Genomic DNA, 12238 nt, shown 5'->3' on the forward strand with positions numbered 1-12238 from the left:
GCGCATGCAAGACGATCTTTTTGGCGACACGCTGCCCAAACCGCCGCCGGCAGAAGCTGCAGCCTCGGCACCCGCTTCGCCCATCGTGCCAGGCACCGATACCCCCACACGGCGCTCACTGTCTGGCACCGTGGCGCCCATCGCTCCGGACGGTGCGCTGACCGCCCTGGCCGCCGCCCTGCCGCCCCGGTTGCGCCTGGGCACCTCGTCGTGGACCTACCCCGGCTGGAAAGGCCTGGTGTGGGAGGGCGAGCATTCCGACACGCAGTTGTCCAAACAAGGGCTGGCCGTGTACGCCCAGCACCCGCTGATGCGCACGGTGAGCATCGACCGCAGCTTCTACCGCCCGCTCACGGTGAGCCAGTACGAACGCTACGCATCGCAGGTGCCCGACGATTTCCGGTTTGTGGTGAAGGCGCCCAGCGTAGTGACGGACGCACTCGTGCGCAGTGAAGACGGACGGGGCCGCCAGCCCAACCCGGCGTTCTTGAGCCCCGAGCTGGCGCGCAGTGAGTGTGTGGAGCCTGCGCTGCAGGGGCTGGGCCATAAGCTGGGCGCGCTGGTGTTCCAGCTCAGCCCCCTGCCGCTGGCGCAGCTGGATCGCATGCCTGCCTTGCTGGATCGCCTGCGCGCCATGCTGCTGGCCCTGCCCCCGTTGGCACCCCTGGCGCCTGACGGCGTGATTGCCGTGGAGGTGCGCGACCCCGAGTGGCTGACGCCGGACTTTGCGGCCGTGCTGCGCGAGGCGGGCGCCACCTATTGCCTGGGGCTGCATGCCAAGATGCCTCCGCTGCAGGACCAGTTGCCCATGTTGCGCGCGCTGTGGCCCGGCCCGCTGGTGTGTCGCTGGAACCTGAACCCTGTGCATGGCCCCTACGGCTATGAAGAAGCTGAACGGCTTTACGAGCCGTACGACCGCCTGCACCACCCGGACCTGGAAACCCGGGCAGCGTTGGCCGCAGTGATCACGGGTATCACAGGCCGAGGGCAGAACGCCTTCGTGACCATCAGCAACCATGCAGAGGGCTGCGCGCCGCTCACGGTGCGAGGGGTAGCGGAAGAGATCGCAAAGCTGGCGGCCCGATAAAGACGCCGGCGCTCCGTCACGCCCCGTTCGGCTCTATGACTCCGGCGCCTGCTCGATGCGGTTGCGCCCACCTTGTTTGGCGCGGTACATCGCGCGGTCCGCGCGCCGCACCAGTTCTTCGGCCAGTTGCTCGCGCTCGGGCGCCATGGTGGCCACACCAAAGCTCACCGTCACGATGCCGTGGGGGGCGCCCTCGTGCGGCAGGGCCAGGGCCAGGATGGCCTGCTGGATGTGCTGGGCCACCTCCAGCGCAGCGGGGGCATCGGCGCCGGGCAGCAGCACCACAAACTCCTCACCGCCAAACCGCGCCACCACGTCGCCGTCGCGGCGTCCCCCGGTCTGCGCCAGCGTCAGGGCCAGGGACTTCAGGCAGGCATCGCCCGCGAGATGGCCGTAGTGGTCGTTGAAGTGCTTGAACACGTCCACGTCCAGCATGATCAGCGACACCGGGGCATGGGCCCGCTGGGCACGCGCCCATTCATGGGCCAGGGCCTGATCAAAGTGGCGGCGGTTGGCAATGCCCGTCAGGCCGTCGGTGTTGCTGAGCAGTTGCAGCTGGTTGTTGGCCTGCGCCAGCGCCTGCGTGCGCTCGTCCACCAGGGCCTGCAGTTCTTGGTTGCGCTGCTGCAGGCGGCTGGCGGGGTACACCTCGCCGTCGCGCGCGAGGCCGTAAGGGATGGAGATGCTGCTGTGCGCAATCCTCCAGTCGTCGCCCTCTTGCCGGAAGACAAGCACCAAACGGGCCGTCTCACTGGCAAACAGCGGATCAGGGTTGGGCAGGTGGATGTGAAAAAACGCCGTCACGGCCAACACATCGGCCCCGAGCTCCTGGGGGAAGATGTCTCGCATCTCGATGCCGATGTGCCCGGGCACCTGCGCAAAGTCGAGCTGTGTGATGTTCACCCACTCGCTGCGGGACTTGATGAGCTTGTCGCTGCTGCCCGCAAAGCCGCTGAAGTTCTCGCTGAAGCGGTCCACCAACCGGGCATCGCGCGACGCATACATGGCGATGTACTCGTCAAACAGCATGCGGGCCAGTCGTTGGCGTTCGGGTGACATGGGCAACTTTCTCCTGAAGGCCGGGAGCGGAGGGATGGGAGGTCAAGGTGCAGCCACTGCAGCCCTGGACGCGATGCCTTGGTGCACGGAGCGCGAGGCGCCTCGCTACTGCACAAAAAACAGGCGCTTCAACAAATGTAGCACTCCGTAACACACTTGTGCAGCCAGCAACGCAGGCCACCTGCAATGACCGATGAATGGCGCTTGGCGGAGCAAGTCCCCTGGGCTAGTCCGCGCTGCCAAACAGCGAACGCGTACCGCCCAGGCAGGCTCCTTCGATCTCTAGCATGCGCATCTTGGTCAGCGCGCCGCCCCCGGCAGAAAAGCCGCCGGGTTTATCACCCGCTGCCAGCACCCGGTGGCAGGGCACGACGGGCGCAAACGGGTTCAGGCCCAGCGCCTGCCCCACGGCGCGCGACAGGCCCTTGCTGCCCAGTTGCTCTGCCACCTCGCCATACGTGCGCGTCTGGCCCGGCGGAATGGCCCGTGCAATGGCGTACACCTGCTGGTGAAACGCCGACACGCCCGACATGTCCAGCGGCACCTCCCGCAGGTCCAACGCCTGCCCGGCCAGCAAACCCTGGATGCCTGCGATGGCATGGCGCACAACGGCTGGCGGAACGGCCGGCGGCAGCACCTGCGGATAGGTGCCCTGCCCCAGCCCGCGCAGCAGGCGCGCCTGGGTGGCCGGTGCATCGGCCTCGGGCAGTTGCACGGCCGCAATACCACCGGGCCCCCAGGCAATGCCGCAGGGGCCAAGCGCCGTGTCGAACAGGGCGTGGCCCCATGCGGCCTCGTGGGCATCAGCGTTCAGCGGAGCATCCGGAGACATATGCTATGTATTTAATAGCTGCTTGCGCATATTGCACTAGCGCATGCAGCTATTTTTATTCAAACACCTGTCGCCAGGCGTCTGTGGGCGCGTTGCGCTGGTCAGTCCGCCCGCAGTGCCGCGCGCAGCTGTGCGCCCAGCTCGGGCTTGGCGGCAAACGGGTCGGTGGGGTTGCGGCCCATCATCACGTCTTCCATGCGCGTCTGCACCGAGGCCAGGGCCTTGGGGTGGCTGTAGATGTAGAACTGACCTTGTGCGGCGGCGTCGAACACCTTCTGCGCCACCTCGGCCGCGGTCACCTTGCCGCTGCCCACAGCCTTGTCGCTCATGGCCTGGCCGATGAGCTGGCTCTTGGTGGGCTTTTCGGCAGGCAGGTCGCCGGGGCGGTTGCGGTGGCTCTGGTTGATGCCGGTGGGCACAAAGAAGGGGCACAGCACGCTGGCGCCGATCTGGTCGGTGACCAGCGACAGGTCCTGGTACAGCGTTTCCGACAGGGCCACCACCGCGTGTTTGCTCACGTTGTAGATGCCCATGTTGGGCGCTGCCAGCAGGCCCGCCATGCTGGCGGTGTTGATGATGTGGCCGCGCCAGGCCGGGTCGGCCTTGGCGGCTGCCAGCATCATGGGGGTGAACAGGCGCACGCCGTGCACCACGCCCCACAGGTTCACGCCCAGCACCCATTCCCAGTCCTTGACCGAGTTCTCCCACACCAGGCCGCCCGCGCCCACGCCCGCGTTGTTGAACACCAGGTGCGGTGCGCCAAAGCGCTGCTGCACATCGGCGGCCAGCTGCTCCATCTGCGCGGCGTTCGACACGTCCACCTTACGCGCCAGCACCTGGGCGCCTGCGGCCTGCATCTCGGCAGTGGCGGCGTCCAGAGCATCCTGCTGCACATCCACCAGCACCAAGTTCATGCCCAGGCGGGCGCCAATGCGTGCGCATTCCAGGCCAAAGCCCGAGCCTGCGCCGGTGAGGACGGCGGTTTTGCCGGCAAAGTTGTCGATCATGGTTTGTGTCTCCTAGGGGTTATCAATGGATGATGGGGTGCGGTCGTGAAACACGGGACGGCTCTCATGCCGACACCTAGCTTCGGCCACCGCCGCCCGAACACGCAGAGCGCACCGGGCGCGGTGCGATCAAAAAGGCTGCCGTTTGTCAGGACGCAGACGTCACCGGCCGCAGCACGTAGCCGATGCGGGGAAAGTGAACGTGCACCGTACCCGCGCGCGGATCGGTACGGCGCAGCGTGTAACGGGTGCGGGTGGCGGCAATCAGCTCACCTTCGGTTGGCTCGGTGCCAAAGCTCTCGGCGGCAATCGTGACCTGGCTGCCCAGCGGGATGCCGTGCTCGTCCTGGAACACATCGTCCGTCAGCGGCAGCGGCTCCATGCCGGCGGCCACGGTGATGGCATCGGCGGCGCTGAACTTCTCCATGCGGCCATGGCCCAGCGCAGCGATGCGGTCCATCCACTCCAGCACGGCGGGCGTGGCGGCAAAGATGTCTGCCATCACCGGCACGCATTGGCGCGTGAACCACAGCGGGTGGTAGGCCGCAAAGTCGGCCAGGCAGGGCTCGGCGCCGAACAGGAACTCATGCTCTTCGGCCATGTGGGCGATGCGGCGCAGGTACGAACGGTAGGCGGCCGTGGCGTCGGCCGGGCGCAGGCGCTGCATGCCTGCGCTCATCTCGCGGCGGTCCTCGCCAAATACCTGCGCAGCGGCGGGCGGCAGGTTGGCAAACAGCACCGCAGCGCCCTTGGGCTGCAGGTTGTAGGCCATGGCCGCCCAGAACAACGTGGAATCGGCCCACTGCGCAAACACGCGCGCCACGCCCTTGAGGTGCGGCGGGTACAGCACGGGCTCGGGCTGTTCGTGCTCCAGCACGTCGCAGATGAGGGCCGAGTCGCAATAGATGTCGGCGCCGATCTGCAAGAACGGCGTCTTGCGGTAGCCACCGGTCAGCGCCACCACATCGGGCTTGGGCATGACGCTGGGGATGATGACGGACTTCCAGGCCAGTTGCTTGAAGCCCAGTACCGCACGGATTTTTTCGGAAAACGGGGACGATGGGTAGTGGTGCAGGATGAGGTGGGACATGGGGTCTCCATATAAATCTGTGGAAGGGCTCAGGCCGGAAGCGCGCGGGCCAGGATGGCGTCAAGGTTGACACCCGCGCCCAGCGTGCCAAAGCTGTAGCCCCAGTCGCCGGAAAGGCGCGAGTCGCAAAACGCGCGGAACACGGCGCCGGGCGCACTGCGCAGCAGCAGCGCCGCCTGCACGGCCAGCGCCACATCTTGCGCAAGGCGCCGGGCCTCGGCTTCGGTGGTCATGGCGTCCACGCGCAGGGGCAAGGCACCTGCCAGACGGTCCAGCGCCGGGTGGGCGCCGCGTGCGGGGGCCAGTTCGGCGTCGAGCGCGGCGGCGGCATCGGCGCGGCGCACGGCGCGCATCAGATCCAGCGCCATGATGTTGCCCGCGCCTTCCCAGATGGAGTTGAGCGGCATCTCGCGGTAGATGCGGGCCATCACGCCCTCGCCGCCCTCTTCCACATAGCCGTTGCCGCCCAGGCATTCCATGGCCTCCTGCGCAAACACGCTGCCGCGCTTGCAGACCCAGAACTTGGCCACGGGCGTGAGCAGGCGGGCCATCACCGCCTCGTGCTCACTAGTGGCCTTCTTGTCGAAGGCGCTCGCCAGGCGGATTGACAGCGCGGTGGCGGCTTCGCTCTCCAGCGCCAAATCGGCCAGCACATTGCGCATCAGCGGCTGCTCGATGAGCTTCTTGCCAAAGGCCGAGCGCTGGCGCGTGTGGTGCAGCGCAATGCTGAGCGCCTGCCGCATGAGGCCGCTGGTGCCCAGGGCGCAGTCCAGGCGCGTCATGGTGCCCATCTCCAGGATCTGCACCACGCCCCGGCCCTCCTCGCCCACGCGCCAGGCCATCGCGTCGATGAACTCGACCTCGGAGCTGGCGTTGGCGTGGTTGCCCAGCTTGTCTTTCAGGCGCTGGATGCGGATCGCATTGACCGTGTCATCGGGCAGCACACGCGGCAGGAAGAAGCAGGTGAGCCCGCCGGGTGCCTGCGCCAGGATCAGGAACGCATCGCACATGGGGGCGGAAAAGAACCACTTGTGTCCCGTGATGCGATAACGCGCGCCCCAGGCATCGTCGCCATCGGGCACGGCCTGGGTGGTGTTGGCGCGCACGTCCGATCCGCCCTGCTTCTCGGTCATACCCATGCCCATGGTGAGCGCGGATTTCTGCGAGAACAGTGCGAGGCGCGGGTCGTACTGCGTGCTGGTCAAGCCTTTGTTCCAGTCGGCCCACACGGCGCCATTGCCCCGCAAAGCAGGCGTGACGGCGTAGCTCATCGACACCGGGCAGAGGATGGACGGCTCCGCCTCGGTAAACAGCATGAAGCCCGCCGCGCGCTCCACGTGGGCGTGGCCCGTGTCCTGGCGCGACCAGGGCGTGGCGTGCAGGCCGTGGCGCAATGCGGCGCCCATCAGCGCGTGGTAGCTGGGGTGGAACTCCACCACATCGGTGCGGTGGCCAAAGCGGTCGTGCGTGCGCAGCTGGGGCTTGTGGGTGTTGGCCAGGCGCGCGTGAGTCAGCATCTCGGCCGAGCCCATCTCGGCGCCCAGCGCGGTGAGGCCCGCCACACCCAGGCCCGGTGCATGCAGGCGCAGCGCGTCCTGCAGCGGCTGGTTGGTGGTGAACAGGTTCACGTCCGCCCAGGGCGTGCTTTGGTTGAAGACGTCATGGGTACGCGCCAGGGTGACGGTGGGCAAGGTCATGTCGGCTCCTTCACGGTTGGGCGGGGGTGAATGGTGGCGGGGGCTGCGGCGGCGTCAGCCCGCCTTTCTCAGCATTTCAACGTGCGGGATATCGTCTTCCAGGTATTCGTCCGACACGGCCTCGAAGCCCAGGCTGCCGTAAAAGCCCCGCAAGTGCGCCTGCGCGCTGATGCGGATGTCCCGGCCCGGCCAGGCCTGGCTGCAGCGGGCGATGCCCTCCTGCATCAGCGCCCTGCCCGTGCCGTTGCCACGCGCCTCCTTGGAGGTGACCACGCGGCCGATGGAGGGCTCGGGGTAATTCACGCCCGGGTCCACCACACGCAGGCAGGCTTGCAGCGCACCCGCCTCGTCATAGCCCAGCAGGTGGTGGGACTGCTTGTCGGCACCGTCCGGGTCCTGGTACGGGCCCTGCTCCAGGATGAAGACCTTGCAGCGCAAGGCCAGGGCGTCATGCAGCGCATGCACGCCCAGGTCATCAAAGCGGGCCCAGGTCCACTTCAGCATCATCAGATCAGCTTGACCAGTTGCTTGCCGAAGTTCTTGCCCTTGAGCAGGCCGAGGAAGGCCTCTGGTGCAGCCGCAATGCCTTGGGCAATGGTTTCGCGCGGGCGCAGTTTGCCGGTGCCGACCAGCGTGCCCAGTTCCTTGAGTGCGTCGGGCCAGACTTCCATGTGTTCGCTCACGATGAAGCCCTCGACCTTCATGCGGTTGATGAGCATGAGTGCGGGGTTGGCCATGGGCAGCGGTGCGCCGTCGTAGCCAGCGATCATGCCGCACAGGGCGATGCGGCTGAAGGCGTTCATGCGCAGCATCACCGCGTCCATGATCCAGCCGCCCACGTTCTCGAAGTAGCCGTCGATGCCGTTGGGGCAGGCTTCCTTCAGCGCCTTGGACATCGCCTTCACGTCGCTGTGCTGCTTGTAGTCGATGCAGGCGTCAAAGCCCAGTTCTTCCACGGCGTACTTGCACTTGTCCGCACCGCCTGCGATGCCCACCGCGCGGCAGCCACGGGCCTTGGCGAGCGCTGCAAAAGCGCTGCCCACGGCGCCGGTGGCGGCGCTCACCACCACGGTGTCGCCTTCCTTGGGCGCAATGATCTTGACCAGGCCGTACCAGGCCGTCACGCCGGGCATACCCACGGCACCCAGGTAGTGCGACAGCGGCACATGGGTGGTGTCCACCTTGCGCAGCGCGCCGGGCTGGTCGGCATTGACCACGCTGTATTCCTGCCAGCCGCCCATGCCCACCACCTTGTCGCCCACAGCGTACTTGGGGTGCTTGCTCTCGGCCACCTCACCCACAGTGCCACCAATCATGACTTCGCCCAGCGGCTGCGACGCCGCGTAGCTCTTGCTCTCGTTCATGCGGCCACGCATGTAGGGGTCCAGGCTCAGGTAGTGGTGGCGCACCAGCACCTGGCCGTCCTGCAGCTCGGGCGTGTCGGTCGCGACCAGCTTGAAGTTGCTGGCCACCGCTTCGCCCTGGGGGCGGTTGTCGAGAACGATTTGTTGGTTGCGTGGCATGGAAAGCTCCTTCAGAAAATTCAATACTATGTTTTTGATAGCTGCCAGCGCATGTAATCATTGCGCTTGCAGGCAAAAAGGCTCTAAACCGTGCTGGTCACCTCGCCCACCGACTCAGTCGGTGGAGATGACCTTGAGGTCGTTCACATTGCGCCCGTCCACCGGCAGGCGCTTGACATACTTGAACGTGCCGGTGGCGTGGCAGCACACCTTGCCCTGGGCGTCGTACACCGTGCCCTCGGTGAACGCCATGGTGGCCGTGCGGTGAATCAGCCGCCCCTTGGCCACCAGCGGCCCGCGTGCGGGTTGCATGAAGCTGGTCTTCATCTCGATGGTGACAACGCCCATGTCCGGCGTCACGCTGCGCGCGGCCGTCGCCATGGTCACGTCCAGCAGCGTCATCGACGCGCCGCCGTGGGTCACGGCAAACGAGTTCAGGTGCTCGGGCTTGGCTTCGTAACGCAGTTCGGACTCGCCGTCCTCCATGCGGTGCAGCGTGAAGCCGAGGTGGCTGACAAAAGGGATTTCGACACCGAAACTTTTCAAGGCATTTCCTCAGAACACAACTCTCCAATACTGGCGCGGCCCCAACCAGGGCAGCCGAGCAAGGGCCGCCCCGCAGCGAGGGCTGCGTCCCCCTTCCCGGCGAAGCCGAGAGAAGGGGGAAGCGGCGCAGCCGCTCAGGGGGTTGTACCCTGCCTACCCTCCAGTAACAATACTCACGCCACCGTCCACCGCCAGCCACTGGCCGGTGATGTGCTTGCCCGCATCCGACGCATACAGCGCGCACAGGCCCTTCAGGTCTTCATCATCGCCCAGGCGGCCCAGCGGGGCGTGCGCGGCCAGCGCCTCTTCGCCCATGGCCTTGAGGGTGCCCACCGTCATCTTGCTGGGGAAGAAGCCGGGGCAGATCGCGTTGACGCGGATGTTGTACGCGCCCCATTCGGCCGCCAGCGCCCGCGTGAAGTTGATCACCGCGCCCTTGGAGGTGTTGTAAGCGATGGTGTTCATGCCCTTGGGGTTGCCGCCCAGGCCCGCGATGGACGCCACGTTGATGATGCTGCCGCTGCGGCGGCCGATCATGCTGTGCTTGGCGATGTGCTGGCTCAGGATGAAGTAGCCGCGCACGTTCAGGTTCATCACCTTGTCCCACGCTTCCACGGGGTGGTCTTCGGCCGGGGCGCCCCAGGCGGCACCGGCGTTGTTGACCAGGATGTCCACATGGCCCAGGCGCTGCAGGGTCTCGTCAGCCAGGCGGCGGATGTCTTCTTCCTTGGCGCAGTCGGCGGCGATCCAGCTGGCCTCGATGCCGGCGGCCTTCAGGTCAGCAGCGGCTTCTTCCAGGTCGGAGGCCTTGCGCGAGCTGAGCACGATCTTGGCGCCCGCCTCGCCCAGCGCATGCGCCAGTTGCAGGCCCAGGCCGCGCGAGCCGCCGGTCACCAGGGCGGTCTTGCCCGTCAGGTCAAACAGTTGTTGGATGGTGCGTGTCATGTGAATGTCTCCTTGGATTTTTGCCAGTCGATGGATGTTCTCAGACCACAGCCCGGCGCTGGGATGCGCCAGCCAGGGGGTGGAATACAGGCAGCCATTGTGCGGCGCCAGAAGGCTGCATTGTGTCGCCGCCGCGTCGGCCACCGCAGCAAAAGGTGGCGTCAGAGGCTGAGAGCTTTTAGCCAAGCCCGAAAGGCGCGCCACAACGCCTCGGATCGAGGCGCAAAGCACAGCCATAGCCCGGGCTATGGCGAGCATTTGCAACGACGAGCGGGGGCGTTTTGGCGTGCAAGGCGGGCATGGATAAAAAGACTCTCAGCCTCTCAGCCCTGGGGGTCGGCCTTGAGCCGCGCGCGCAAGGCGATCAGCACCACGCCCACGGCCGCCACCACGCCCCCGCCCACCATCAGTACCCAGCCAGTGGATGCGTCGGTGCGCGCAGTGGCAATGCCCAGCACCAGCGTGAGCAGGCCGCCGTAGATCAGCACCCAGATGAGTTTTTGCAAGCGCTGCAACGTGCTCGGAGCCGCCATCAGAACGCCTCTTCCGGAAAGCTGGCGCAGGTCGCGTCGCGCGTGCTGACCACTTGCAGCCAGGCGCCGATCTTGGGCAGCTCGTAATGGAAAAAGAAGCGCATGGCGCCCATGCGGCCCATGCTGGCGGGCTGTGCCAGCGCGGCATCGGCCGCCAGCGTAGCCAGAGCCACGTCCAGCCACACCCAGGCCAGCACCGTGTGGCCAAAGGCTTGCATGTAGGGCACGGCATTGGCCAGCGCATCGGCCGGTTGCCCTGTGGCCCAGGCGGCCTTGGTGGCGGCGCCCACGTCCTGCAGCGCCTTGCCCAGCGCGTTGGCGTGGGCAGCAAACGCGGGCACCTGGATGGCGCGCTCGATGGTGGCGTTGATGCGCCCGGCCAGCAGTTGCAGGCCGCGGCCGCCTTCCATCAGCACCTTGCGGCCCAGCAGGTCCATGGCCTGGATGCCATGGGTGCCTTCGTGAATCATGTTCAGGCGGTTGTCGCGCCAGTACTGCTCCACCGGGAAGTCGCGCGTGTAGCCATAGCCGCCATGGATCTGGATGGCCAGGCTGTTGGCCTCCAGGCACCATTCGCTGGGCCAGCTCTTGGCGATGGGGGTCAGCACCTCCAGCAGCAGGCGGGCCTCGTCGGCCGCTGCGGCATCGCCCGTATGTTGCTCGTCCACCAGCCGCGCGCAGAACAGGTTGAGCGCCAGCGCGCCCTCGCCGTACGACTTTTGCGCCAGCAGCATGCGCTTGACGTCTGCGTGCTCGACGATGCGCACCTGGGGCTGGGCTGCGTCCTTGACCACGGCAGCCGCGCCGTCCTTGGGGCCCTGCACGGGGCGGCCTTGGGGTCGGTTCTTGGCGTAGTCCAGGCTGGCGTAGTAGCCCGCCAGGCCCAGCATGGTGGCGGCCATGCCGATGCCGATGCGCGCCTCGTTCATCATGTGGAACATGCAGTGCAGGCCCTTGCCGGGCTGGCCGACCAGGTAGCCCACCGCGCCGGCTTGGCCGTCCACGGGGTACTTGCCCTCACCAAAGTTCAGCAGCGTGTTGGTGGTGCCGCGCCAGCCCAGCTTGTGGTTCAGGCCCGCCAGCGCCACGTCGTTGCGCACGCCAGTGAGCTGGCCGTTGGTGTCCACGAGCTTCTTGGGCACGATGAACAGCGAAATGCCCTTGGTGCCAGGCACCAGCTTGCCGTCCGGCCCGGGGATCTTGGCCAGCACCAGGTGCACGATGTTTTCGGTCAGCTCATGGTCGCCCGAGCTGATCCACATCTTGTTGCCCTTGAGGCGGTAGCGCGGGCCCAGCGGGTCGCTTTCAAAACCCTCGCCATCCGGCACGGCGCGCGTGGCGACATCCGACAGCGACGAGCCCGCCTGCGGCTCCGACAGGCACATGGTGCCCGACCAGCGGCCGTTGAATTCATTGAGCGCAAACACCTGCTTTTGCAGGTCGGTGCCATGCACCATGAGCAGGTTGGCGTTGCCCGAGGTCAGTAGGTTGGACCCAATGCTGATCGAAGCGGCTGCAAAAAAGCTGTTGGCCGCCGCCTCCACCGTGTAGGGCAGTTGCATGCCGCCAATGTCGTAGTCCTGTGCGGCGCTCAGCAGGCCCGATTCTGCATAGGCGCGCCGTGCCTCGTAGGTGGCCTGCGGCAGCACCACGCGCAGCGTGCCGTCGGGCTCGGTCTCGGTGCGGGGTTCTTCGGTGTCCACCACGCGGTTGAAGGGCGCGTACTTCTCGCGCGCGATGCGCTCGGAGGTGTCGAGCACGGCATCGAAGGTTTCGCGGGAGTGGTCCGCAAAGCGCTCGCGGGCTTGCAGCTTCTCGGCGTCCAGCCACTGGTAGAGCAGGAAATCGACGGTGGGACGTAGGCTCATGGCATTTCAGGGTTAAAACGGCCGCAGGCGCAGATAAATCATGCGCCAGCA

At 66.7% G+C, this 12238-nt stretch carries 12 protein-coding genes; 1 reads left to right on the plus strand and 11 read right to left on the minus strand.

Annotated elements, in window-relative coordinates; all coding sequences use genetic code 11:
- Nucleotides 1-4 precede the first annotated feature (4 nt).
- A complete protein-coding gene (locus ACOYR4_RS12555; protein ID WP_422846824.1) occupies nt 5-1087 on the plus strand; it encodes a DUF72 domain-containing protein in 1083 nt (360 codons plus the stop codon).
- A 33-nt stretch (nt 1088-1120) separates the two neighbouring features.
- On the opposite strand, the gene ACOYR4_RS12560 is transcribed toward ACOYR4_RS12555, so the two are convergent.
- The 11 genes from ACOYR4_RS12560 to ACOYR4_RS12610 form a co-directional block, all read right to left on the minus strand.
- Complete coding sequence (locus tag ACOYR4_RS12560; protein WP_422846825.1) at nt 1121-2146, minus strand: diguanylate cyclase; 1026 nt, start codon at nt 2144-2146, stop codon at nt 1121-1123.
- A gap of 226 nt (nt 2147-2372) precedes the next feature.
- Nucleotides 2373-2978, minus strand: coding sequence for a methylated-DNA--[protein]-cysteine S-methyltransferase (locus ACOYR4_RS12565; protein ID WP_422846826.1), 606 nt, complete (start codon nt 2976-2978; stop codon nt 2373-2375).
- 101 nt (nt 2979-3079) lie between these two features.
- Nucleotides 3080-3985, minus strand: a complete 906-nt coding sequence (locus ACOYR4_RS12570; RefSeq protein WP_209820137.1) for an SDR family oxidoreductase — start codon at nt 3983-3985, stop codon at nt 3080-3082.
- 148 nt (nt 3986-4133) lie between these two features.
- The gene (locus ACOYR4_RS12575; protein ID WP_422846827.1) at nt 4134-5075 is read right to left on the minus strand and encodes a glutathione S-transferase family protein; all 942 of its coding nucleotides are present in this window, start codon (nt 5073-5075) and stop codon (nt 4134-4136) included.
- A 29-nt stretch (nt 5076-5104) separates the two neighbouring features.
- Nucleotides 5105-6772, minus strand: a complete 1668-nt coding sequence (locus ACOYR4_RS12580) for an isovaleryl-CoA dehydrogenase (protein ID WP_422846828.1) — start codon at nt 6770-6772, stop codon at nt 5105-5107.
- 54 nt (nt 6773-6826) lie between these two features.
- The gene (locus ACOYR4_RS12585; RefSeq protein ID WP_422846829.1) at nt 6827-7279 is read right to left on the minus strand and encodes a GNAT family N-acetyltransferase; all 453 of its coding nucleotides are present in this window, start codon (nt 7277-7279) and stop codon (nt 6827-6829) included.
- Nucleotides 7279-8295 carry an NADP-dependent oxidoreductase gene (locus ACOYR4_RS12590; protein WP_422846830.1) on the minus strand — a complete coding sequence of 339 codons (1017 nt, stop codon included), beginning with the start codon at nt 8293-8295 and terminating at the stop codon, nt 7279-7281. The genes ACOYR4_RS12585 and ACOYR4_RS12590 overlap by 1 nt, the downstream gene beginning before the upstream one ends.
- Before the next feature lie 114 nt (nt 8296-8409).
- A complete protein-coding gene (locus tag ACOYR4_RS12595) occupies nt 8410-8841 on the minus strand; it encodes a PaaI family thioesterase (protein ID WP_108625350.1) in 432 nt (143 codons plus the stop codon).
- A 153-nt stretch (nt 8842-8994) separates the two neighbouring features.
- Nucleotides 8995-9786, minus strand: a complete 792-nt coding sequence (locus ACOYR4_RS12600) for an SDR family oxidoreductase (protein ID WP_015014381.1) — start codon at nt 9784-9786, stop codon at nt 8995-8997.
- A 323-nt stretch (nt 9787-10109) separates the two neighbouring features.
- Nucleotides 10110-10319, minus strand: a complete 210-nt coding sequence (locus tag ACOYR4_RS12605) for a hypothetical protein (RefSeq protein WP_343734623.1) — start codon at nt 10317-10319, stop codon at nt 10110-10112.
- Entirely contained in the window at nt 10319-12187 is a 1869-nt protein-coding gene (locus ACOYR4_RS12610; RefSeq protein WP_422846831.1) for an acyl-CoA dehydrogenase, read from the minus strand. Before ACOYR4_RS12610 ends, ACOYR4_RS12605 begins: the two co-directional genes overlap by 1 nt.
- Nucleotides 12188-12238 lie beyond the last annotated feature (51 nt).

The sequence above is a fragment of the Acidovorax sp. M14 genome (genome assembly GCF_049331375.1).
Taxonomy (GTDB): domain Bacteria; phylum Pseudomonadota; class Gammaproteobacteria; order Burkholderiales; family Burkholderiaceae_C; genus Acidovorax.

Coding starts and splice junctions, on each gene's coding strand:
- ACOYR4_RS12610 (WP_422846831.1), bottom strand. CDS start 12,187: ATGAGCCTACGTCCCACCGTCGATTTCCTGCTCTACCAGTGGCTGGAC.
- ACOYR4_RS12570 (WP_209820137.1), bottom strand. CDS start 3,985: ATGATCGACAACTTTGCCGGCAAAACCGCCGTCCTCACCGGCGCAGGC.
- ACOYR4_RS12585 (WP_422846829.1), bottom strand. CDS start 7,279: ATGATGCTGAAGTGGACCTGGGCCCGCTTTGATGACCTGGGCGTGCAT.
- ACOYR4_RS12605 (WP_343734623.1), bottom strand. CDS start 10,319: ATGGCGGCTCCGAGCACGTTGCAGCGCTTGCAAAAACTCATCTGGGTG.
- ACOYR4_RS12600 (WP_015014381.1), bottom strand. CDS start 9,786: ATGACACGCACCATCCAACAACTGTTTGACCTGACGGGCAAGACCGCC.
- ACOYR4_RS12565 (WP_422846826.1), bottom strand. CDS start 2,978: ATGTCTCCGGATGCTCCGCTGAACGCTGATGCCCACGAGGCCGCATGG.
- ACOYR4_RS12575 (WP_422846827.1), bottom strand. CDS start 5,075: ATGTCCCACCTCATCCTGCACCACTACCCATCGTCCCCGTTTTCCGAA.
- ACOYR4_RS12590 (WP_422846830.1), bottom strand. CDS start 8,295: ATGCCACGCAACCAACAAATCGTTCTCGACAACCGCCCCCAGGGCGAA.
- ACOYR4_RS12560 (WP_422846825.1), bottom strand. CDS start 2,146: ATGTCACCCGAACGCCAACGACTGGCCCGCATGCTGTTTGACGAGTAC.
- ACOYR4_RS12580 (WP_422846828.1), bottom strand. CDS start 6,772: ATGACCTTGCCCACCGTCACCCTGGCGCGTACCCATGACGTCTTCAAC.
- ACOYR4_RS12555 (WP_422846824.1), top strand. CDS start 5: ATGCAAGACGATCTTTTTGGCGACACGCTGCCCAAACCGCCGCCGGCA.